This is a genomic window from Cohnella hongkongensis (assembly GCF_042654645.1).
Classification (GTDB): domain Bacteria; phylum Bacillota; class Bacilli; order Paenibacillales; family Paenibacillaceae; genus Cohnella; species Cohnella hongkongensis.
The window spans coordinates 18,194-41,574 of sequence record NZ_JBHSEP010000012.1 but is presented as its reverse complement, the minus strand read 5'-3'; the positions used below and the strand labels follow the sequence as shown (position 1 = coordinate 41,574).

The 23,381-nt window shown below is 61.1% G+C and carries 14 protein-coding genes; 10 read left to right on the top strand and 4 right to left on the bottom strand.

Translation table 11 applies throughout. The features are described 5' to 3' along the window. Positions 1–88 precede the first annotated feature (88 nt). The 5 genes from ACFO3S_RS16395 to ACFO3S_RS16375 all read left to right on the top strand — a co-directional run bounded on the left by ACFO3S_RS16395 (position 89) and on the right by ACFO3S_RS16375 (position 10,823). A complete protein-coding gene (locus ACFO3S_RS16395) occupies positions 89–5,545 on the top strand; it encodes an immunoglobulin-like domain-containing protein (protein ID WP_378098391.1) in 5,457 nt (1,818 codons plus the stop codon). Positions 5,546–6,342: 797 nt separating this feature from the next. Next, positions 6,343–7,215, top strand: a complete 873-nt coding sequence (locus ACFO3S_RS16390; RefSeq protein WP_378098388.1) for an alpha/beta hydrolase — start codon at positions 6,343–6,345, stop codon at positions 7,213–7,215. Continuing rightward, entirely contained in the window at positions 7,208–8,653 is a 1,446-nt protein-coding gene (locus tag ACFO3S_RS16385; protein ID WP_378098385.1) for a hypothetical protein, read from the top strand. Before ACFO3S_RS16390 ends, ACFO3S_RS16385 begins: the two co-directional genes overlap by 8 nt. Positions 8,654–8,945: 292 nt before the next feature. Then, entirely contained in the window at positions 8,946–9,716 is a 771-nt protein-coding gene (locus ACFO3S_RS16380; RefSeq protein ID WP_378098382.1) for a DeoR/GlpR family DNA-binding transcription regulator, read from the top strand. Between the two features lie 252 nt (positions 9,717–9,968). Then, complete coding sequence (locus tag ACFO3S_RS16375) at positions 9,969–10,823, top strand: TVP38/TMEM64 family protein (protein WP_378098379.1); 855 nt, start codon at positions 9,969–9,971, stop codon at positions 10,821–10,823. Here ACFO3S_RS16375 and ACFO3S_RS16370 read toward each other — a convergent pair. Then, the gene (locus ACFO3S_RS16370; protein WP_378098376.1) at positions 10,820–12,049 is read right to left on the bottom strand and encodes a hypothetical protein; all 1,230 of its coding nucleotides are present in this window, start codon (positions 12,047–12,049) and stop codon (positions 10,820–10,822) included. The genes ACFO3S_RS16375 and ACFO3S_RS16370 overlap by 4 nt on opposite strands. Before the next feature lie 158 nt (positions 12,050–12,207). Here ACFO3S_RS16370 and ACFO3S_RS16365 point away from each other — a divergent pair, with 158 nt between their 5' ends. From ACFO3S_RS16365 to ACFO3S_RS16355, 3 genes are all read left to right on the top strand, one after another. Then, complete coding sequence (locus tag ACFO3S_RS16365; protein WP_378098644.1) at positions 12,208–14,511, top strand: type IA DNA topoisomerase; 2,304 nt, start codon at positions 12,208–12,210, stop codon at positions 14,509–14,511. Between the two features lie 406 nt (positions 14,512–14,917). Further along, positions 14,918–15,280 carry a VOC family protein gene (locus ACFO3S_RS16360; protein ID WP_378098373.1) on the top strand — a complete coding sequence of 121 codons (363 nt, stop codon included), beginning with the start codon at positions 14,918–14,920 and terminating at the stop codon, positions 15,278–15,280. Beyond that, the gene (locus tag ACFO3S_RS16355; protein WP_378098370.1) at positions 15,277–15,840 is read left to right on the top strand and encodes a winged helix-turn-helix transcriptional regulator; all 564 of its coding nucleotides are present in this window, start codon (positions 15,277–15,279) and stop codon (positions 15,838–15,840) included. The genes ACFO3S_RS16360 and ACFO3S_RS16355 overlap by 4 nt, the downstream gene beginning before the upstream one ends. Before the next feature lie 216 nt (positions 15,841–16,056). Here ACFO3S_RS16355 and ACFO3S_RS16350 read toward each other — a convergent pair whose 3' ends face one another. The 3 genes from ACFO3S_RS16350 to ACFO3S_RS16340 are packed head-to-tail and all read right to left on the bottom strand — an operon-like array spanning position 16,057 to position 18,489. After that, complete coding sequence (locus ACFO3S_RS16350) at positions 16,057–17,040, bottom strand: electron transfer flavoprotein subunit alpha/FixB family protein (RefSeq protein ID WP_378098367.1); 984 nt, start codon at positions 17,038–17,040, stop codon at positions 16,057–16,059. A gap of 34 nt (positions 17,041–17,074) precedes the next feature. Next, positions 17,075–17,842, bottom strand: coding sequence for an electron transfer flavoprotein subunit beta/FixA family protein (locus ACFO3S_RS16345; RefSeq protein WP_378098364.1), 768 nt, complete (start codon positions 17,840–17,842; stop codon positions 17,075–17,077). Between the two features lie 41 nt (positions 17,843–17,883). Beyond that, positions 17,884–18,489 (bottom strand): TetR/AcrR family transcriptional regulator, encoded by a 606-nt coding sequence (locus ACFO3S_RS16340; protein WP_378098361.1) that lies wholly within the window; start codon positions 18,487–18,489, stop codon positions 17,884–17,886. Between the two features lie 74 nt (positions 18,490–18,563). Here ACFO3S_RS16340 and ACFO3S_RS16335 point away from each other — a divergent pair, with 74 nt between their 5' ends. Beyond that, complete coding sequence (locus tag ACFO3S_RS16335; protein WP_378098643.1) at positions 18,564–20,777, top strand: (Fe-S)-binding protein; 2,214 nt, start codon at positions 18,564–18,566, stop codon at positions 20,775–20,777. 5 nt (positions 20,778–20,782) lie between these two features. After that, entirely contained in the window at positions 20,783–23,182 is a 2,400-nt protein-coding gene (locus ACFO3S_RS16330; RefSeq protein ID WP_378098358.1) for a 3-hydroxyacyl-CoA dehydrogenase/enoyl-CoA hydratase family protein, read from the top strand. Positions 23,183–23,381: the final 199 nt, after the last annotated feature.

Genomic DNA, 23,381 nt, shown 5'->3' with positions numbered 1-23,381 from the left:
CAATAGGGCCGACTGCAATCCGACCCCCGGACGAGAGCCGAAAGGACGTCATTCTTGACACTGTGGAACGCGAGAGGAAGGGATAGGGATGAACGATTGGCGGTTAGTTAATCCGAATCTATGCGAAAAAGGAATGCGAGCAGCGCTGATTGCGGCGCTCTTGTGGGGGATGTTGTACGCCGCCGGTATTCGGACGGCGCACGCGGCGGAGGTGACGGTCAATGACTGGGATTCGCTGTCGGGCGCTTTTACGAGCAGTGCAAGCGGCACGACCATCATTCTGGGAGCGAATATTACGCAGCCCGCCGGAGCGCTGGCGGTTCCTTCAGCGACGGATCTGACGCTGGATCTGGCCGGGTACACGCTGTCCATTACATCACCGGGTATTTCGGCCATTAGGGTGGATTCGGGAAGAGCCTTAACGATCGAAGATTCGAGTGCCGGGGGCGCCGGGACACTGATCGCGAAGACGAACGGTTTCGGCCACGCAGGGATCGGAGGAGAGGGAGGAGTGATCGATTCAGCTGCGGGAACGATAACGATCAACGGTGGAAGGATTGAAGCGTACGGCGGCCCGAATGCCGCAGGCATCGGTGGGAATATGGGAAGCTCAGGCGGTTCGATCCATATCAACGAAGGCACAATAAAGGCGACTGGAGGGAGCGGCGGTGCAGGAATCGGAGGCGGTTATAGCAGCTCGGGAGGAACTATTAACATTAATGGAGGAACGGTTACCGCTGCAGGGGGGCTGATGAACAGCGCAGGAATCGGAGGCGGTTATGGCGCCGCCGGCGGTACGATCACGATCACTGACGGCACGGTCCATGCAACCGGCGGCATCTATGGTGCGGGAATCGGAGGAGGCTATGGCGGCGATGGCGGTACGATCACGATACATAACGGGACCGTCACCGCCTTCAGCAGCAATTACGGAGCGGGAATCGGAGGCGGCTTTGGCGGCGATGGCGGTACGATCACGATATATAATGGCACGGTCACCGCTACCAGCAATGTATTTGGAGCGGGGATCGGGGGTGGATTTCAGGGTGGCGGAGGCACGATTGCGATCCACGATGGGACGGTTATACCGTCCACACGCGCCACTCCCAGCGTTTCTGTCATCGGTCCGGGCCACGAAGGTGCCGAGGATTCGTTTTCTTTGGTTAACGGAGGAACGATTACCATACCGGAGGGCTACCAACTGATTATTCCCGAGGGCGTCACGGTCGAGAATTCAGGAACGATCAACGGTGGCGGGAGCATTGGCGGTGCCGGAAGCATCGAGAACACCGGTACGATCACGGTCGAGGTTGTGGGACCGGAAGTGGGCGGAACGGCCTTTCTGCTTCGTTTTGACCTCAATGGCGGTACCGGCTCGATCCCTTCCATAACTGTGTATGCCGCAACCTTGCAGGATGCGGGTGCAACCTTGCCGGAACCGATCAGAGAGGGATATGAGTTTGAAGGCTGGTACACGCAGCCCGATGGCGGGGACGAGATGACCGCAACGTATGCAATCAGCGGGGATATGGACTTGTTTGCCCGTTGGAACGCGAAGGAGGTGACCGTCGTTGACTGGGATTCGCTGTTGGACGCGTTTGCGAACAGTACAAGCGGCACGACCATCATTCTGGGAGCGGATATTACGCAGCCTGCAGGAGCGCTGACGGTTCCTTCCGCGACGAATCTGACTCTGGATCTGGCTGGGCACACGCTCTCCATTACGTCTGGGTCCAACTCGGCAATCCGAGTGAATGCCGGGACTTCTTTAACAATTGAAGATTCAAGCGCCTACGGCGCAGGGAGATTGATCGCGATAACGACCGGTTCGGGTTATGCCGGGATCGGAGGCGGACCCGACTTCGGCACAATAATGATCAACGGCGGGAACGTTGATGCGCGCGGTGCCAATAAGGCTGCCGGAATCGGAGGCGGGATGGTTTCTGCTGGAGGGGTAATCCGCATCAGCGGCGGGGAAGTGAGCGCGACTGGCGGCATGGACGGCGCGGGAATTGGAGGAGGTCCTCAAGGCGACGGGGGCACGATAACGATCGACGGCGGAGCGGTGAGCGCGGCCGGCGGCCATGGCGGTGCGGGAATTGGAGGCGGCGGATTCAGCACCGGCGTGACGATTCATATGAATGGAGGAACAGTGATCGCTAACGGGGGCGGCAACGGTGCAGGGATCGGGGGAGGATATCAAGGAGTCGGCAGTACAATTCATATCAATGGCGGAACAGTGACCGCTAATGGGGGAGTGTATAGCGCAGGGATCGGAGGCGGATACCAGGGGGCCGGCGGCGGTACGATCACGATCACTGACGGCACGGTCCATGCAACCGGCGGCATCTATGGTGCGGGAATCGGAGGCGGATATCAGGGGGCCGGCGGCACGATCGCCATCCACGGTGGGACGGTCATCCCGTCCTCAGGCGCCAATCCTGACGTTTCCGTCATCGGCCCGGGTCAAGAAGCTGAAGATGAATCATTTTCATTGATCAATGGAGGAACGATTACCCTGCCGGCGGGACACCGTCTGATCGTTCCCGAAGGCGTCACAGTCGAAAATTCAGGAACGATCAACGGTGGCGGCAGCATCGGCGGCGCCGGTCAAATCCATAACACCGGCATCATCGCGGTCGTTGTTGAAGGACCGGAAGTGAATGGGGTGGCTTTCGAGCTTCGGTTTGACCTGAACGGCGGTACCGGCTCGATTCCGTCCATAACCGTCTTTGCCGCAACCTTGCAGGAAGCCGGTGTGACCTTGCCGGAACCGGTTCGAGAGGGGTATGAGTTTGAAGGCTGGCATACGCAGCCGGACGGCGGGGACGAGATGACCGAAACGTATGCAATCAGCGGGGATATGGACTTGTTTGCCCGTTGGAAGGATTTAACTCCGCCGGCAGTAACGCTGAACGGCCCGGCCGACGATCCGTTGAACGGAGCGTTCGAGGTGACGGCAACGTTCAGCGAAGGAGTAACGGGCTTTAGCGTAGAGGATATTGAAGTGATAAATGGAACGGCGGGCAGTTGGAATGCAGCAAACAGTTGGACGTATACGTTTGTAGTGACGCCGACGACCGATGGTCCGGTGACAATCGAGATATCGGCGGGAGTTGCGGAGGATGCGGCGGGGAACGAGAATACGGCGTCCTTGCCGCTGACCCGGACGTATGACGGGACGGCACCTGATATTGTGCTCGATCCTCCCGGCAGCACTGAGCCGGCGCAGAGCGTCCAACCGGAGGCCGCGGTGACAGACGCCAGTGAGCTGGCCGCGCTGCAGTATGCTTGGACGACTAACCCGGCAGCTCCGGGGACGGGCGATCCGGAATGGCAGCCGTTCTCCAGCGGCGATGCCCTGACCCTGGCCACCGGAGACGGCGACCGGTATGTGCACATCTATGCCAGGGATGCGGCGGGGAACGAACAAGCGGTCTCGTTCGGACCGTATGTGCTGGACAACACGGCACCGGTCATCGGTTTGAATGGCGACAGTCCGCTTTATCTTCTGGCCGGACAGCCGTATGTCGAGCCTGGAGCTTGGGCGACGGATAACATCGACGGACCGATAGATAGCGGGGAGATCACAGTGACCGGGGAAGTGGACGCACACCGTCCGGGCGCTTACGAGGTGCGATATGCGGTCAGCGACCGGGCTGGCAATCACGGGACGGTCACACGCAGCGTGTACGTGTACGACGGGGATAGTCCAGTGATCGTTCTCCGCGGCGACAACCCGATGGTGGTAGCTGTGGGCAGCGAATTCGTGGATCCGGGGGCGACCGCACAGGATGCCCAGGATGGCGATGTCACGGCGGCAATCACGGTAACCGGGTCGGTCTACGCTCATGCGGCAGGGACGTATACTCTATCTTACAACGTATCCGACAGCGCAGGAAACGCAGCGCCGGAAGCAAAGCGAACGGTGCATGTGATCGCCCCGCCGGCTATGGCTTTGATCGGCCCGACCGAGGTCACGATTCCGCGAGGCGGCTCGTTCAGCGATCCGGGCGCCACGGCTAACGATGCCTATTACGGCAACCTGAGCGATCGGATCGTGGTGAGCGGCAGCGTGGATACGCAGACACCCGGTGTCTATACGCTGCGGTATACAGTAACGAATCCGATCGGGCAAACGGCTGAAGCGACCCGAACGGTGACGGTCAGGCAACCCCCTTCGCCGGGAGGAGTCAACGGCGGAGGAACTCGTGACGATGAAGACGGGGCCGAGGAGACGGAAACCGGTCATACGAACGCCGTGAATATCGTCCTGAACGGTTTGTCCGTAGCGGTGGACTCGGTGCAGGAAACGACAGACGACGGCCGGACGGTTGTACGGCTGCGGCTGACGGCAGAGATGATTGCCGCTTTGTTCGGCGCTCCGGTCGACGCGGTTGCCGAGGCGTCCGGCAGCGGCGAAGTGGTTGCGCTTGGTCGTACGGCGACGCCTTTATTGTCCGCAGCCTTGACGAAAGCGGTCATCGCTGCAGACGGGATCGGCGATGTGGTTGTCCTCGAGCTGCCGGCCGTCGCGCTCCACGGGGTGCGGCGAATACAGCCGGAAGCCGTGCTGAGACTGGTTGTGGACGGCCACGGCCTGCTTCTGCCGCTGAATGCGGTGGAGCGGGTGTCGGCCGACGCCGTCGTGGAGGTGACGATCGGTCGGGCCTCGTCCGCCGACAGCGACGCGGCGAAGCGCGCGATCGCCGCTCTGGAGGCGGAGGCGCTGCAGGCGCATCCGGTCATTTATACGCTGGCCGCGGACGGACGGCCCGTAGGAGGTTGGGACGGAGCGTACCGGGAGCGGACGATGACGCTGCAGGCCCCGGCCGATGCGCATCATTCGACGGCGGTATGGATCGATGAACGGGGCGGGCTGCATTTCGTCCCGTCGGTGTTCGAGGAGGGAGGCCGTGATGTCACTCTGCCGACGCGGCAGGACGGGGCGTATACGGTCATCCGATCGAATCGGACATTCCGTGATTTGCAGGAGCACTGGGCAAGGGACGAGATCGAACAATTGGCGAATAAACGGATTGTCGCGGGACGGGAGACGGGGGCGTTCGCGCCGTCCGATCCGGTGACGCGCGCGGAATTCGCGGCGCTGCTGGTGCGCGGGCTCGGTCTGCCCCAGCGGGAAGGCACTTCGACGTTCTCGGACGTGGCGGCTGCAAGCTGGTACGCCGAGGCTGTCGGGACGGCGAGCGAAGCGGGGCTGGTTCATGGCTATGAGGACGGCACATTCCGTCCACAGGAGCGGATCACGCGCGAGCAGATGGCGGTGATGATCGCCCGGGCCATAGCGTATGCGGGACAAGCAACGGGAGGGGCGGGAGACGAGGCGTCCTTCCGTCGGGATGCGTTCGCCGATAGAGCGGAGATTGCGGAATGGGCCAAGGAGGAGGTGGCGCAGTTGGCCGCGGCGGGCATCATCCAAGGCCTGACGACGACGGAATTCGCACCGCAATCGGACACTTCTCGCGCGCAGAGCGCAGTCATACTGAAGCGGATGCTGCTTTACCTCGGGTTCATAAATCCGTAAGGAATGAAACTTGGCCTGTGCATCGCTACTCCGTGAGGGAATGGCGAATGCATAGGCCAAGTTCTGATGGAGCGGCAGTTCCGGATCTCCAAATCGGACTAATCGCCGGTATCGCTGCCTCGATTAGCCTATGACAGGGGGAGGGGGGACGATATCCATGTTGTCAGGTTAAGCCGTTGTCGTATGCGATCGATGGCGCGCATCCGGTCGGCAACGTCTAACGGTTGCAGTGGCGCTTAATCGGCCGTTTTTCCGAAAAAGGACAAGCTAACGGTTGCCGTCGCGCTTATTTTGGGGTTAACGAGCGAAACGGCGTGGTTTCAGCTGAAATAGCCGCTGCAGCAACCGTTACAGTCCCTATGTTGCGAAAACGGCACGATTAGCGGCGCTGGCAACCGTTACGTTTGTGGGTTGGCGTAGGCTGATGGACTGTCGAGGACTGGTGGGCCAACGTGGGTTGGTGGGCTGTCGTAGGCTGGTGGGTTGTCGCAGGCTGGTGGGCTAACGTGAGTTGGTGGACTGTCGCGGGCTGGTGGAGATGATATGCCGCTGGCCTCCGCCGATCAAGGCTGGCCGTATCGTTGGCCGGTCGTCGTTTCATACGCTTCAATCCCGAAGCGGAGAAGAGGAGAAGCTTCTCCTGACGGTCCGTGACATGAACGAGCATGATCGGGAACCGTTGCATTGTTAATAAGAGGAAAAATTTGTCCGGTTATGATAGGATAATAGAAATTGTTGTTTGCATTGGCGCGCGGAGCGATCGCGCGACGCGGGTGAACAGATGCCGGAGGATCGTCATGTTGGAGAAAGCGCTGCCCCCCATCCGGACCTACGAGGCAAGGGATGGAAAATCATTATGCTACCGCCATTACGAGGCAACATCGGGCAAGGTCGTCATCTTGCTGCACGGAATTTCCGAAGACGGACAGTACTTGCACCCGCTGGCCGAGTTTATATCGGGCAAAGGACTGGCGCAGGTCGTCGTTCCCGATCTGAGGGGCTACGGATTTCACCCGGTTCGACGGGGGGACGTGGAATACGTCGGACAGCACGATCACGATCTGGAGGATCTGGTGAACTGGCTGCAGAGCCGCTCCGGCGTCGATCTGGATTTCATTATGGCGGGACACTCCGGAGGAGGGGGGAACGCGATCCGGCTGGCCCGTCATCGGCTCGCCGCTCGGATTGGAGGGTATTTGCTGCTTGCGCCGGAGGTTCATCCCGATGCGCCGATTCGGCATAAGAAGGAGCCATGGAGCGACACTCAGGTGGACAAGCTCCGCTTCAACGTGCTGTCCGTGCTGAATGCGCTCGGACTCAGGTTCTGGAACGGCTGGACTGTTCTGCGCCGGGATAAGCCCTCCGAACGCCGGCACGGCCGGGAGACGCTGGAGCTCAGCTACAGATTGCTGCGGTCGAGAACTCCGAGCTCCAAGTACCAGAAGCAGCTGCGGGCGATGACCCAGCCGACGCTCGTCCTGGTCGGGGAGAAGGACGAAGTGTTCCAGCCGGGACAATACGCGCCGTTGTTCGCGGAATGCGTACAGGCCAAAGTCGCCCTGATCCGGGATAGCGACCATGACGGCATATTGTCGGACCGGGCGGCGCTGCGGGAAGTGGAGAACTGGCTTCAGTCGCTAGAGAAGATGAGGGGGAAAAAGGATGCCTAAAATTAACGGAGACCGCAAGAAGAGGGAAACGGGCAAGAAGACCGCCTCCTCCGCCTCCTCGTCGGCGGTCGGGGACGCCTTGCTGGAGATGCAGCAAACGGGAGGCAACCAGCACGCCTTGAGCATGATACAGACCGTTCCGTCCGATGCCGGGCCTTCACCGGGCATGTTCTCGATCGGATCGGGCGGCTTTCAATATCAGCTTCCGCAGGCGTCTCTCATTCAAGAGTTCAGTCGCGATCTGACGTCCGGCTATGCGCAGGCCCCCAGCGCGAGCGATCGAGAACGGTTCCCTCATCTGAATCGCGAAGAGGGGGACCGGCGGTTGGCGGAGCTGAGAGAGCCGGCGGATCGGGCCGCTCTGGTGAAGGAGGCTCGGGACCAGGGCCGCGCGCACGAATATCTGAGGCTCACCGCGACGTCCTCGAGAGGGCGGGAGTCCGCGCTCAGGCTGGGAAGAGTGCAGGGGACCAAAAAGCGCGGGCAGCAGAGAGAGCAGCATTTCTACGATTCCGGCGGCAAGTTTACGCCCTATCCCCGGGAAGCCGAGCATCTCGAAGGGATGACGTCCCCTGGCACAAGCACGCAGAAAGTGTGGAAGGCGCTCGATGCCGTCAATCGCGGAGAAGCGCCGCCTCAAGGGTTCGAGAGCCAGGAGCGGGAGCTGATGTCGGTTCCGGTCATTACGAATCTGTCCGAAGTGCAGCGGTCTCCGCTGATGGGCGCGGCCAGCAATATGGAGATCGCCAATCAAGCCCATACGACGGGAACGCCCAAGTCTTTCGAAGAAGCGTTCGGGCGTTCGGAGGAACGCGAGGTCAAGAAGCGGAAACGGAAGAGAGAGAAAGCCGACTCGGACGAAGGCGATTCGAAGACGAAGGCGTTCAACTTCCCCGGATCGATCAGCGCGACGGGGTCTGGAGCCGTCCACCAGTTTCAGGCGGTGGAAGATTCGCTGATGCGCGGAGAGCTCTCGGAGGATGCTGTCCGCAAACGGGTCAGAAGAGCTCCCGAGGGCAGCGACGTCGAGGAAGCCCGCAGGCTTGCCGTCGGCAAGCAGAAGGCGCTGCTCGGCACGTTCCAGGATCGCCTGTCGATGACGGACGTCTCTTACGCCCAGGGAGAATCGGTAGGCGCGGATCGCGAGATGGCGACGCTCATGCGGCTGAGATCCGGTCTGCGCCGCAATGCGATGCCGCAGATGGGGCTGCTGCCAAGTCTTCGTACGCTGGAGAAGCAGACGGCTTCGAGCTCGTCCTCCACGTCTTCCACATCCCCCGCGGCCAAGGTGCCTTTCGAAGCGTTCGATTCCGGGCACGAGGTCGACGACGACGAATTCGTGCCTCGCCGGGAGGAGTTGGAGGAGTCCGAGGACGAGAGCGCACTCGCCGAGCTTGAGGAGGAAGAAGAGGAAGAAGATAATTCGACCATTCGATAAAACGCGGGAGCATAGAAAGCCGCAGAATCCGCAAAAGCCGAGCCGATGGATACGGAAATTCGGTTCGGCCAGCCGTTCGTACGCTGCAATTCGGCAAGGACCTCCGGGGGAGCTCGCCCGCTCGACCGGAGAAAGGGCGACGGCAAGTCTCCGTTTTCCAGAAGGCGCGCCTTGACCTTGTTGCGGAAGGAAAAGCTGCGAAGGCTGTGTGTGGTCATATGCATTTCTTTGCGTTATCTTCGGCAGATGTGCTACACTCCCTGTATGGAGATTTGACGGGAGGAGAGGCGCGATGCTTGTCCATGAAAGACACAACGCCATCTTGCACATGCTTCACGAGAACCAGTCGGTCCGAGTATCCGATCTGATCGGGAAGTTCGGCGTATCCTTCGAGACCATTCGCAGAGACCTGGAGAGTCTGGAGAAGGAGGGGTTCCTGAGAAGGGTGCACGGAGGCGCGACTTTGCCCGCGTTCGACTACCGGAAGGAGCTGCCTTTTACCGTTCGCGAATTAAAGCGCGTGAAGGAGAAGGCCGAGTTGGCCCAGACGGCGGCGAAACTGGTCTCCGACGGGCAGTCGCTGTTTCTCGACGTAAGCACGACGAATACGGAATTTGCCAAAGTGCTGATGAAAAATTTCGAAAGGTTGACGGTGCTGACGAACTCCTTCGCCATCTCTTCCCTGTTGATGGAGAAGCCGGGCTTTACGATTATTTTTATCGGCGGCGTCGTGCGAAATTCCGAGCAGTGCGTCGTTGGGGACATCGCGGAAGACTTCGTGTCGCGCTTTCACGCGGACACGTTCTTCATGAGCATCAGCGGCATATCGTTGAATGAAGGGCTTACCGATTACGGCATAGGCGAAATTCAGCTGAAGAAAAAAATGATGGCCCGCTCGAAGGAAATTGTCGTGCTGGCGGACAGCAGCAAGTTCGGAGCGGTGTCCTTGTCGCCTGTCTGCGGCTTCGACGAGATCGATCGCATCGTCACGGATTCCCACGTTGACCCGGAAACCGTTCGCTCCTTGGCGAAAGCCGGAGTCGAGGTCGTTTATTCGCGTTAACGCTCGGCATTGGAGCCTTCATGGCGCCGAAGACGAGAAGGACGCTCGCGGAAGTGCGTGGGCGTCCTTTTGTGTGTTTATGTGTGTTTGTGAGGGGCGGATTCTTCTGACGGCAGGGCGGCTGCTCCGGCTCGCCGGAATCCACGACTTGCCCTCGGATTGGCGATCTAGCGTCCGGACAGGGAGAGTTGCCCGAAGGGACGCACTTCATATACACTGGGTAGGAGATGCATAAGATGGAGGTCGTGATTCATGACCCGTAAAATGCCAAAAGTCTCCTTGCTATTATTCCCGATTATCCCGGTTCTGTTGTTCAAGTTCGAGTTTATTCAGACGCTGAATCCCGAATTTCGATATTCGCTGATCGGCTTCGGTCTTCTCTTACTCTTTCTGGGCATCGCCGCCATGCTGATGAAGCGATACGGCTGGGCGCATATCGTCAAATGGGTGTCCGTCTACTATTTGGCGTTCACGTGCGCCATCTGGGTCGTCTACCTCGTCAGCCGAATTATCGTCTTTACCGACGTCTACGGAATGGAGAAGCTGCTGCAGGATCATCATGCGGCCGCGCAGTGGATTTATATCGCGATTTGCTTCGCGCAGCCGATTCTGCTGCCGATTCCCGAGGCCGTGACAGTCGTGGCGGGCAGCACGATTCTCGGCGCTCCCCAGGCGTTTTTCTACGGCTTTGCCGGCACGATGCTGGGAGTGGCCACGATGTTCGGTCTGGCCCGCATCGGAGGCACGCGGCTCGTCAGCCGGCTGGTGAAGGCCGAGCAGCTGGAGCGTTACCATCAGTTCGTTCGGAAAAACGAAGGCTTCATCATGGGGCTGCTGTTCGTCATTCCCGTGCTGCCCGACGAGATCGTCTGCGTCGGAGCGGGGGTGAGCGGGGTCACGCCCCGCAAGTTTCTGCTGATTGCAGCCGCGGCGAAGCTGGCGACCTCGTTCCTGCTGGCTTATTCCGTGCAAGTGGCGGAATGGCTGTCGATGTCCCCTTCGGAAGTGACGATCGCCCTGTCCGTCGCGGTCGGCGTCACGCTGCTGGCCGTCTTCCTGTTCAAGAGAAGGATGAGAAGCCAAGCTCCTCGCCAGGACAACAGCTAACGGTCGACGAGCTCGTCGATCGGCGCGCATACGGCCTCGTCGCTCCACGCCGGGTTGGCATAGCCGGCGGGTGCGTTAAGATAAGCCAGCCAGGACGAGGCGTAGCCGCTTTTTTTCCGGGCGGCCGCGCAGGCGCGCTCCTCGTCCGCTCCTTGCGACCGGAGCTCCAGCAGCTCCCGTCTGAATCGGGCAAACCGATGAACGATCTCCTCGAATTTCCGTTCCTCGTCCTCCAGCGTTCCGCCTTCCGCCCATTCGCCGTCGAAGACGAAAGCGTAGTCCCGGTAGCTCTCGGCTTTCATGGCAGCCGCAGCCTCGTAATGCCGCAAGGCTTGCTCCGCATTGCCGTCCGCTTCCGCCCATAGACCGTCCAGCAGCCGATGATACGGAGTCGGAGCGTCCGCGAACGCGCGGCTTACTCGCTTAAGCGCGCCGTCGGCAGCCGTATAGATATCGGTATATTCCCTCTGCCAGGGTCCCGCTCCGACGGAATGGATCATCCCTCCGGTAACGGTCAGCTTCCCGTCGCGTATGGCGGCACCGGTTGCGCTCGGAACGATCGCAGCTCCTTGAACGGGACGGAGCTTCCCGTTGTCCCAGCCTGATGCCGTATAAGTGAAGGTCGAGGTGTGCGCTCCGATTCCGAGCGAGGCCCAGACGATCTCCGGCTTGCCGTCGCCGTCCAAATCTCCGATCGCTTCAATCGACGCCCGCCCGTAGTCTTCCTCGGGGAACACGAAGCTTTGCCATTCATACTTGCCGTCCCGATAGGCCGCGACGATTCCGTAGGCGTAGCGATACTCGCCGCTTGCCTCAAGCCGGCTCTCGTAGACGACGGCCGCCCATTCGCGCTCGAAGCCGTCCCCGTCGAGATCGGCGCGGACGACGGCAACCGGCTCATCGCCCGGATTGTCTTGCTCGGCTCTTGTTCGGAGCCACTCCTGAAATTGCTCCTCCGGGATGCGCCCGTCTTCCAACTCGGAGCGGAGCCGATCCGGCAGAGGGATCCAACGCCCGCCGGGCTCGTCCGATCCGGCCGCAGCGCCGGGGGAGGAGTCCGCCGCCGGAGGAGTCCCGGCCGCTTCTGCCCTAGGGATCGCGAGCTCCGGCCCCTGAGCGGCGGCCGGGCTCCCGGAAGCGTCTTCGCGCGGGCTGCAGGCAACCGCAAGAAACAGAGCTCCGGTGAGAACGCCCGCGGCAAGTCTGTTCAGCTTCAAGTCGGTCATCGGAGGATTCATCCTTTTCGTCTTGTTATGAAATAAACGTCCGAGGAGGGCGGCAGGTTCATTTTGGCGAGGCGGCTCGAATCCTGTGATATAATCGACTTATATCGATCCATTCGCAGAACGGTTGCGCGGATGGGAACGGAGAGGACGAAGCCGTGTTGAAGACGCTGGTCATCGCGGAGAAACCCGACATGGGCCGCAATATCGCGGCCGTGATCGAGCCGAAGGCGCAGAATAGACGCTCTTATCTGGAGGGCGAGCGCTATATCATCACGTGGGCGATCGGCCATCTGATCGGCCTGGCCGAGCCCGATCTCTACGACGAGAAATACAAGAAATGGAGATTCGGCGATCTGCCGATCATTCCGGACGATTTTAAGCTGCTCCCGAATCCCCGCACGAAGGATCAGCTGCAGGTGATCGCGGATTTGGCCGCTCGCAGCGGCGAACTGGTTAACGCGTGCGACGCCGGGCGGGAGGGACAGCATATCTTTTCGCTGATCGTCCGGCATCTGGGGCTGCGGCATCCGGTTAAGCGGCTGTGGATATCGGACTTGACGGCGGATACGATTCGCAAAGGATTCGACCAGCTGAAGGACAATGCGGAGTACGACAATCTGACCCAGGCCGCCCGAGCTCGCAGCGAGGCCGACTGGCTGATCGGGATGAACGGCTCGCGAGCGTTCACGACGAAGCATAACGAGCTGCTGTCCGTCGGCCGGGTTCAGACGCCCGTTCTGGCGCTGATCTATGACCGGCAGAAGCAGATCGAATCGTTCGATTCTCTGAAATTTTACGAGATTGCGGGGACGTTCGAGCAGAGCGGCCGTTCGCCGTACAGAGGAATCTGGCAGGGCGACAGGCTGACCGACGCCGAGAAGGCGAAGATCATCGCCGACAAGGTGAGGGGCAAGACGGGAGCGATCGCGAGCTACGAGGTCAAGGAGACGAAGGAGTACCCGTACAAGCTGTACGATCTGACGCTGCTGCAGCGGGAGGCGAACGGCAAGTTCGGCTTCTCCGCCAAGAAGACGCTCGACGTTGCGCAGGCGCTCTACGAGAAGCATAAGGTCATCTCTTATCCCCGCACGAACTCGAACTATGTGAACGAAGAGAACATTCCGGAGATGCACAAAATTTTGGACGCGATGCGAAGCTCTCCTGAATACGGGGAATGGGTGAACGGCGCGAACAAGCGATTCGTTCACGCCGGCAACAAGAATGTGTGCAATCCGGCCAAAGTCGAGGATCACCACGCGATTATGCCGACGATGAGGAAGCCTCAGGGGCTAAGCCCGGACGAGCGCAAGCTGTACGATCTGGTCGTCAAAAGATTCCTGTCCCACTTCTACCCGGCGGCGGAATACAAAGTGCATACGGTGCTGACGGAAGTGGAGAAGGAGACGTTCAAGACGACGGTGAAGCAGCTGCTCTCTCTCGGATGGAAGCTCATCTACGCAGGGGACGTTCCGGCTTCCAAGGGAGACGGCAAGGAAAAAGCCAAGGACAAGGACGACGGAGCGGCGGAGGAAGAGGAGCAGGAGACGGACGCGCCGTTCGAGATCGATTCGCACATGCCTGTCGTCTGCGCGGACGCCGAGGTCAAGGAGAAGGAGACGCAGCCTCCGAAGCCGTACACCGAAGGAACGCTGCTGAAGGCGATGGAAAGCGCGGGCAAGCAGATCGAGGACGAGGAGCTGCGCGACGCGATGAAGGATTCCGGCCTGGGCACGCCTGCGACGCGCGCGGCGACGATCGAGCGGCTGAAGCAGGTCGGCTACATCGATATGCAGGGCAAGCGAATCGTCATCACCCCCAAGGGAAGAACGGCGATCGAGCTCATTCGCGGCGCGGGCGTCGAGCTGCTGACGTCGCCGGAGATGACCGGCCATTGGGAACGGCGGCTCACCGAGATTGCCCGCGGACAAGCTTCGGCGGAAGCGTTCATGGGTAATGTGAAAAAGTTTACGCGGCTCATTATCGACAAGGTTAACGTTCAGCGTCCGGCGGCCCGGAACGCGTTCGCCAGGCCGGAGTCCCAGGCGAAGGGGGCGAGGCGGGGAGGCAAGAAGACGGCAGACGGCGGCGGAGAGTCGGGCGGCGCGGCGGCCGTCGCCGCGAAGAAAGCGCCGGCGAAGCGAAAGGCGGCAGTTAAAGCGTCTTCTGCGGAGCAGAGCGGGGAGCCGACCGTGCTCGGCGTCTGTCCGAGTCCCGGGTGCGGGGGCCGCATTTTCATGGGGCGCAAAGGCTACGGATGCAGTCATTACAAAACGGGCTGCAAGTTCGTCATCTGGAAGGAAAGCCTGGGCCGCACGCTGACCGACGCCATGGTCAAAGCGTTGATCGGCAAAGGCCGGACCGGCAAGCTCAAGTTCCCGGGTACAGGCGGCGGAGACGCGTTCGAGGCGCGGATCGTGCTGAAGAACGACAGGACGGGGGAGTTGGCTCTGGAGCGGGAGTAGGCAGAGGGGGCGTCTGCTCCAAATAGGCGACGCTACCCCCTTTCTCTTCATCCTAAGCTGCGGGAGAACGTGGGATTGTATTCGTTCGTGAGGATGAACGAGTTGGACGACGATCAACTGCTCGAAAGCATAAAGAGGGACGGCGTATTGTTATACAGAAGCGAAGAAGCGGCAGCGGCTGCGCTCTTTTGGCGCCGATGACTGCGGAGAGATCGTTTGGAACGATGGCCTTTGTGCGTTTTGGCGCATATAAGGCTTTTTTTTGTGAGCATAAGGTAACCTGGTTGTCTTCGAAAATTTCTGTACAGAGGGCGGGCGCGTTTACTTTCTCGAGACGGATAAAATTCGTCTTTACTACCGAAAGTATACTTGGTATAATTTCGGTAGTAAAAAGGAGGGTGATGAGATGTTCGTTCCAGGAATCACTGTATGGTACAGCGTCAAAAGCATTGAGCGCGCGCTGGCGTTCTACACCGAAAAGCTGGGCTTCGAGGTGCTGTTCCACAATCCGGAGTGGGGCATGGCGATGGTAAAGACGAATACCGAGGGCTGCGTGATCGGCTTCTCCGAAGCGGAGACGGTCGAGCCTTCGACGTCTTCCACCGTATTCGACGTGGCGGATATCGAGGATGCCGTGAACAAGCTCAAGCGGCTTGACGTCAGCTTCTCCGGAGAAATCGAAGTCATCGACGATTTCGTCAAGCTGGCGACCTTCACCGATCCGGACGGTCACTCGCTTATGCTTTCGGAGCAGCTGACGCAGCTTTGAGCAAAGAGCAGTTCGTGCTGCAGCTTACGCAGCAGCTGTCCGGCCGCTGGACGATTCCGATCTTGCTCTCGCTCGAGAGCAGCGGCGGCAGGTTCACTCCGCTGCAGAGGCAGCTGGACATTGCGCCTGCACGGCTTAGCGACAATCTGAAGCAGTTAAGCGACGCGGAACTCCTCCATCATCTGACTCCTCTGGAGCGTCGCCATCCTCTGCTGCCGGAGTACAAGCTCACCGAGAAAGGCAAGCTCTACCGGGAGGCGGCCCAAGCAATCCGCAGCTCCGAGGCGCGAATCGGCCATGGGACGCTGTCCGCCAAAGCTTGGAATATGCCGGTGCTCGTGGCGCTGAATTACCAGCACGGCAGATTTCAGGAAATTCGTCGCGTTCTGCAGCCCGTCACGCCCCGCATTCTGTCCGCGCGTCTGGACGAGCTGTACGGAGAGGCGTTAATCGTCAGAGAGATTGCCGACCCGTCACGGCCTTCCTTCGTGTACGAGCTGTCCTCGCTCAGCGCCAGGCCGATCGAGACGCTGACGGCCGATCTGTCTTCTCTTGTGTAGGGGGACGGAATATAAAAGACACATGCCTCTCCCGAACGAAGGGGGCATGTGTCTTTTTACAAATATGAACCACTCGAGCTCATCTGTGCGATAAATCGTACAAGCTGGTCTCAGATAAGCGAAGGGGGCGAGTTTTGTACGAAATTTCATCAACAGGTGACGTGGGCCAAACAAACAAATAAACGACAGCATGCTTGAAGACGACGAAGCCGTCGCTTACGAGCTGGCGAGCGCCTTCTTGAACTCCTCGGTCAGCAGCGGCACCACCTCGAACAGATCGCCGACGATGCCGTAGTCGGCCACGTTGAAGATCGGCGCCTCCGGGTCTTTGTTGACGGCGATGATGACGCGGGACTGGCTCATGCCGGCCAGATGCTGGATCGCGCCGCTGATGCCGCAGGCGATGTAGATTTCGGGCGTGACGACTTTGCCGGTCTGCCCGATCTGCAGCGCATAGTCGCAATAACCGGCGTCGCATGCGCCGCGCGAAGCGCCGACCGCGGCGTTCAGCGCCTCCGCGAGCCGCTCCAGCGGGCGGAATCCTTCGGCGCTCTTCACGCCCCGGCCTCCGGAGACGACGACCTTCGCCTCCGTCAAGTCGACTTTGCCCGACGTCTTGCGAACGACCTCCTTCACGGCAGAGCGAAGGCCCGAGAGCGGCGGTGCGCCGGAGACGACGACGGGGCCGGGAGCGGAGACGGGCCCCGCGGCCGGGAAGTTGTTGGGCCGGACGGTCACGATTCGCACGCCGCCCGGAACGAAGCGCTTGCGCTCGAACGCTTTGCCGGCATAGAGCGGTCTGACGTAGACGGCGTCGCTGCCGGCGCCTTCGATCGCGGTGACGTCGGAAATCTGCCCCGCGTCCAAGCGGGCGGCGATCATCGGAGCCAGATCGCGGCCGATCGCCGTATGCCCGAGGAAGACGGCGTCCGGATTCAGCTCGTTCAGCGCGCCAATCGCGGCCGCGGCCGCCGCTTCGGCATGGTAAGCCGCCAGCTCGGGGCGGTCGACGACCTGCACCGGGCCGTCGACATAGCGCGCCAGCTCCTCCGCCAGCGTCGACATCTGATGCCCGATCAGCACCGCGGCGATCCGGCCGCCCTCCCCCTTGGTCCGTCTGGCCGCTTCGATCGCCTCGAACGTCACCTGACGCAGCTTGCCTTCTCGCGTCTCCGCGATAATCGCATAGGTATGGCTCATCGTTCATTCCTCCCTCGATATGGAATCGATCCGCTCACAGCACCTTCGCTTCCGTGCGCAGCAGCTTGACCAGCTCCGCGGCCTGCTGAGCCGGATCGCCCTTCAGCAGCTTGCCGGCTTGGCGGGCGGGCGGGAGCGAGAGCGACAGACGCTCCGTTTTCGGCGCGACATCCGCCTCCGTCAGGCCAACGTCCTCCAGCCTCAGCGTCCGCAGCGGCTTCTTCTTGGCCTTCATGATGCCGGGAAGCGAAGGATAGCGGGGCTCGTTCAACCCTTGCTGAGCCGTGATCAGCGCAGGCAGCGCCAGCTCGATCGTCTCGGCGTCCCCTTCGGCGTCTCGCAGGGCGACGGCTAGGCCGCCGTCGACCGTCAGCCGCGTAACGGACGCGGCGTGCGGGAGATCCAGCAGCGCCGCAAGCCTCACGGCGACCTGCCCGCTTCCGTTGTCGATCGAGAAGTTGCCCCCCAGGACGAGGTCGAACTTCTGCGCTCCCAGATAGGCAGCCAGCGCTCTGGAGACGGAATACTCGTCTCCGCCGATGCGCTCGTCGCAGAGGAGCACCGCTTCGTCGGCCCCCATCGCCAGAGCCGTTCGCAGCGCCTCCGCCGCGCGATCCGGTCCGACGGAGACGGCCACGATCGTGCCGCCGTGCCGGTCTTTGAGCCGAATCGCCTCCTCTACGGCATACTCGTCGTACGGGTTAATGACGAATTTGACCCCGTCCTCCGCGATTTGTCCGTCCCGCAGCACGATTTTCTCTTCGGTGTCGAACGTTTGCTTCAAAATAACGTAAATGTTCATTCGCATGCTCTCCCCTCTTAGTCGTCCATTGGGTCTTCTCTTCAACGCAGCTTGGGTTCAACCTCTACCGCCAAGCCCCTTAAAAAGAAATCTACGGTTTTGTCCACCTGCCCCGACAACGAATATTTCCGTCCCGAGATCACCCATGAGGTGACGACCTGGTCCATCGCCCCGAAGAGGAGCAGGCGGGTCAGCTTCGTGTCCAGATCGGCGCGAAACGTATTCTCCTCGATCCCCTTTCTTACGATATTCTCGATCAGCACGATATAGGGCTTCACGGTAAGCCCGATGGCGCTGCGCAGCTTCGGAGAGCTCTGCCGCAGCTCGATCTGGGTGACATGGGCGAGATCGGCGTGCCGCTCCAGCATCGTGAAGTGAATCTCGCACACGATGCGAAGCGCCTCGCCGGCGGTGTGCGTCTCCCGTATGCTGTCGTGAAACCGCTGCACGAGGGAGCCGAGACGTTCCCGGAACAGGGATATGAGCAGGTCCTCCTTGTTTTTGAAATACAAGTAGACCGTGCCGTCCGCGACGCCGGCTTCCTTCGCGATGCGCGACACTTGAGCGCCGTGATAGCCGCTGCGGGCGATCACCTTCTCGGCGGCATCGAGAATGAGGCCGTACTTCTCCCGTTTTCTTCCCGTCATCGCGAGCACCCCAGTGGAAAAAAATCGATGGCTGAATGAAGCCTCATTCATTTTATTCGCCTTCCGGCCATATCATGAGAAAAAGCGGGAGAGGAGGGCGAGCGACGGTGTGGTTGGCGATCAACGCGCTTTTATTTGCGGCGGCAGCCGGATACGGCTGCTATTTGTTCGGAAGAGCCGTGCATCATCGGTACCTGTACGTAAAGCTGGGGCAGGCGGAGAAGCTTCATGCGCGGGGAAAAGAAGGAACGGGCGCGTTCCTCTCGCAGGTGTTCGGACAGAAGAAGCTGTTCAAGGACCTTCGCAGCGGTCTGATGCATTTCGTCGTGTTTTACGGCTTTATCGTTCTGCAGTTCGGAGCGATTGATCTGATCGTAAAAGGGTTGACCGCAGGCGGCCATCTGCCGCTGCCGGCCTATGATCTGTTCGGTCTGATCCAGGAAATGACGGTGCTGCTCGTTCTCGTCGCGATGGGCTATGCCGCTTACCGTCGCTACGGGGAGAAGCTGAGCCGGCTGAAGCGCGGCTGGAAACCAAGCCTCGTTCTCTATTTTATTTTCTCTCTCATGCTGACCGTGCTGCTGTCGCTCGGCTTCGAGCGTCTCTGGCTGGGCCTCGAGTATTCGAACTACGCGCCGGTCTCCTCCGCGATCGCGCTGATCTTCCAACCCCTGTCCGCTGCGGCGGCGCAATCGCTCTTCTACTTTTTCTGGTGGCTGCATCTGCTCGTTCTGCTCGCTTTTCTCGTCTACGTTCCGCAATCGAAGCATTTTCATCTGATTACCGCGCCAGTCAACCTTTGGCTCGGCCGGGCCGAGACGCCCGGCAAGCTGAAGAAGCTCGACCTGGAGGACGAAGAGGCGGAATCGTTCGGCGTCGGCCGGATCGAGGACTTCACGCGGAAGCAGATGCTCGACTTCTACGCCTGCGTGGAATGCGGGCGGTGCACGAACGTATGCCCGGCCTCGAATACCGGCAAGACGCTGTCGCCGATGCACCTCATCACGAAGCTGCGGGATCACCTGACGGAAAAAGGAGCGGCCATGACGGGAAAATCGCCTTGGGTGCCGGAGTTTGCGTTCGGGGACGGCGCAGCGAAGGCGCATTCGCTTGCGGCCGCGGCCGACAGCAAGGTCGCCTGGGAGGAAGAGAGCGGCGCGATCACCGACATTCGTCCGACGCTCGCTTGGCAGCAGGCGTCTTGGACCGCGGCGTCCTCCGCAAGCCCCGAGCAGACCGAGTTAATCGGCGGCGTCATGACCGAGGAAGAGATCTGGTCCTGCACGACGTGCCGCAACTGCGAGGACCAGTGTCCGGTCGGCAACGGCCACGTCGACAAGATCGTCGATCTCCGCCGGCACCTCGTGCTGATGCAGGGAAGCATGCCGCACGAAGGCCAGCGCGCGCTGCAGAACATCGAGCGGCAGGGCAATCCTTGGGGGCTGAGCCGCAGCGACCGCGACAAATGGACCGGAGAGGTCGAAGGCGTGCCCGTCCCTACGGTCCGAGACCGTCCGAATTTCGACTATCTGTTTTTCGTCGGCTCGATGGGGGCTTACGACTTGCGGGCGCGCAGGGTTTCGCGGGCGTTCGCCCGGCTGCTGAACGAGGCCGGCGTAAGCTTCGCCATTCTCGGCAACGAGGAGCGCAATTCGGGAGACACGCCGCGCCGGATGGGCAACGAGCTGCTGTTCCAGCAGCTCGCGGCGGACAACATCGAGACGTTCCGCAAATACGGCGTGCGCAGGATCGTCACCGCCTGCCCGCATACGTTCCACACGTTCAAGAACGAATACCCCGACTTCGGCCTGGAAGGCGTCGAAGTGCTGCACCATACGCAGCTGCTCGACCGGCTGATTCGGGACGGTCGCCTCCAACCCCGCCACGAGGTCAACGAGCGCATCGCTTACCACGACTCCTGCTACCTCGGGCGTTACAACAACGTTTACGACGAGCCCCGCAGCGTGCTGAAAGCGATTCCGGGCGTGGAGCTGGCCGAGATGGCCAGAAGCCGCGAGAACGGGATGTGCTGCGGCGCGGGCGGCGGCATGATGTGGATGGAGGAAACGTCGGGCAAGCGCGTCAATCTGGCTCGCGTCGAGCAAGCGCTGGAGGCGAAGCCGACCGTCATCGGCAGCGCCTGTCCGTATTGCCTCACGATGATGGAGGACGGGACAAAAATGAAGGAAGTCGAGGACGCAGTACGGGCGAAGGATATTGCGGAAATTTTGGAGCAGGCCGTGTTCGGCGCTTCGCCGCTTCGCCGGAACCATTCGATCGGAGGTTAGAGGAGATGAACAAACCGATTCGCAAAGCCGCCGTCATCGGCTCGGGCATGATGGGCTCCGGCATCGCCGCCCATCTGGCCAACGTCGGCATTCCGTGCCTGCTGCTGGACGTGACGCCCGCGCAGCTTACCGGGGAAGAAGCCGCCAAGGGGCTGACGCCGGAGCACCCCGCCGTGCGCAGCCGGCTGGCTTCGGCCGCCGTCGCCAAGCTGAAGAAGACGAATCCGCCCCCGCTCTACGACGAGGCGTTCGCGGAGCGAATTACGCCGGGCAATCTGGACGATCATTTGGCGTCGATCGGCGAGGTCGACTGGGTGATCGAGGCCGTCGTCGAAAATTTGCAGGTGAAAAGAGAGCTGCTGTCCCGGATCGAGCGTTATTGGGAGTCCGGAACGATCGTCTCGTCCAACACGTCGGGCATCTCGATCGACGCGATGTCGGCGCATTGCGGCGAGGCGTTCCGGCGGCATTTTATGGGGACCCACTTTTTTAACCCGCCTCGTTATATGAAACTGCTCGAGATCGTGCCGGGTCGGGAGACGAACCCGGAGCTGGTCGACCGGATGAGATCGTTCTGCGAGAAAACGCTCGGCAAAGGCGTCGTGCTCGCCAAGGACACGCCGAACTTCGTAGCCAACCGCATCGGCACCTACGGGCTGCTGGCCACGCTTAGGGAGATGGAGGCGGGCGGATATACGGTGGAGGAGATCGACGCGGTGACCGGTCCCGCGATGGGCCGTCCGAAAAGCGCGACGTTCCGCACGCTCGACCTCGTCGGCATCGACACGTTCGTGCATGTGGCGGACAACGTCTTCGGCAGCGTCCGGGAGGAGACGGAGAGGGAGGCGTTCCGCGCTCCGCAGGCCTTGAAGAGCTTGGTCGACAGAGGCTGGCTCGGAGAGAAGTCCGGGCAGGGCTTCTATCGGAAGACGAAAGGGCCGGACGGCAAAAGCGAGATCGCCTCGCTCGATCTGTCCGCGATGACCTACTCGCCTCGGAAGAAGGCGGGTTCCGGCTCGCTGGAGGCCGCCAAGCTGGCCAAGGGAGCCGGGGAGAAGATCAAGGCGCTGCTGTCCGGAGGCGACCGCTATTCCGGATTGGCGTGGAGCCTGCTCAAGCAGGTGCTCGTCTATTCCGCGGAGAAGGTCGGCGAAATCGCGGACACGATCGAGGAGATCGACAACGCGATGAAGTGGGGCTTCAACTGGGAGCTCGGCCCGTTCGAGATTTGGGACGCGATCGGTCTCGCCCGTTCGGTTGAACGGATGGAGCGGGAAGGGACGCCGGTTCCGCCATGGGTGAAAGACTGGATCGCGCAGGGGAACGAGACGTTGTACCGCAAGGAGAACGGCTTGCTGTTCTACGTCCATGAAGGGACATTCAGGCAGGCGGAGGAGCGGCCGGAGGTCGTGTCCCTGCCCAGCCTGAAGGAGCGCGGACGCACGATCCGGAGCAACGGAGGCGCCAGTCTGATCGACCTTGGAGACGGCGTGGCGTGCCTGGAGTTCCATTCCCCGAACAACGCGATCGGCGGCGACATTCTGAGCATGATCACGCAGAGCGTCGAGGAGGTACGGCGGAATTACGAGGGGCTGGTCATCGCCAATCAGGGCCGCAACTTCTGCGTCGGAGCCAATCTGATGCTGCTGCTTATGGAAGCGCAGGATGAGGAATGGGACGAAGTGGACGGCATTGTCCGCCTGTTCCAGAACGCGATGTACGCCGTGAAAAGGCTGGAAAAGCCGGTCGTGGCCGCGCCGCACCGGATGACGCTGGGCGGAGGGGTGGAGGCGTGTCTGCCCGCCGATCAGGTGATCGCCTCGGCCGAGACGTATTACGGGCTCGTGGAGACCGGCGTCGGCCTGATTCCGGCGGGCGGCGGCTGCAAGGAGTTCGCGATTCGGATCGGCAAGAGCGCCGGGCTTCCGGAAGCCGATTTGCAGCCGTACTTGAACCGGGCGTTCGAGACGATCGGCATGGCCAAGGTGTCCTCGAGCGGGCACGATGCGAAGCGGCTCGGCTACTTGCGCGAGACGGACCGCGTGCTGGCGAATCAGGACCATCTTATTTATGAGGCCAAGCAAGCCGTGCTGCGGATGGCGCAGGCGGGCTACGAGCCGATCCGCGAGGAACGGATTCGCGTCGCCGGCGCGGAGGGCAAGGCCGTGCTTCAGCTCGGCGCGATCGGCATGAGGGAGAGCGGCTACATCAGCGACCACGACTTGAAGATCGCCAAGAAGCTGGCGCACGTGCTGGCCGGCGGCGACGTTCCGGCGGGCGCGCTCGTGACCGAGCAATATTTGCTCGATCTGGAGCGGGAAGCGTTCCTCAGCCTGTGCGGCGAGCCGAAGACGCAGCAGCGGATGCAGCACATGCTGACCAAGGGCAAGCCGCTGCGCAACTAACTTTGCGGGGGAGAGAGTGAGGGGGCATGAAGGAGTCCGTATTCGCAACCATGAAGGGCGGTTGCAACGCAACTAACATTGCAGGGGAGCGAAAGGGGCATGAAGGAGTCCGTATTCGCAACGATGAAGGGTAGTTGCAACGCAACTAACATTGTAGGGGAGCGAAAGGGGCATGAAGGAGTCCGTATTCGCAACGATG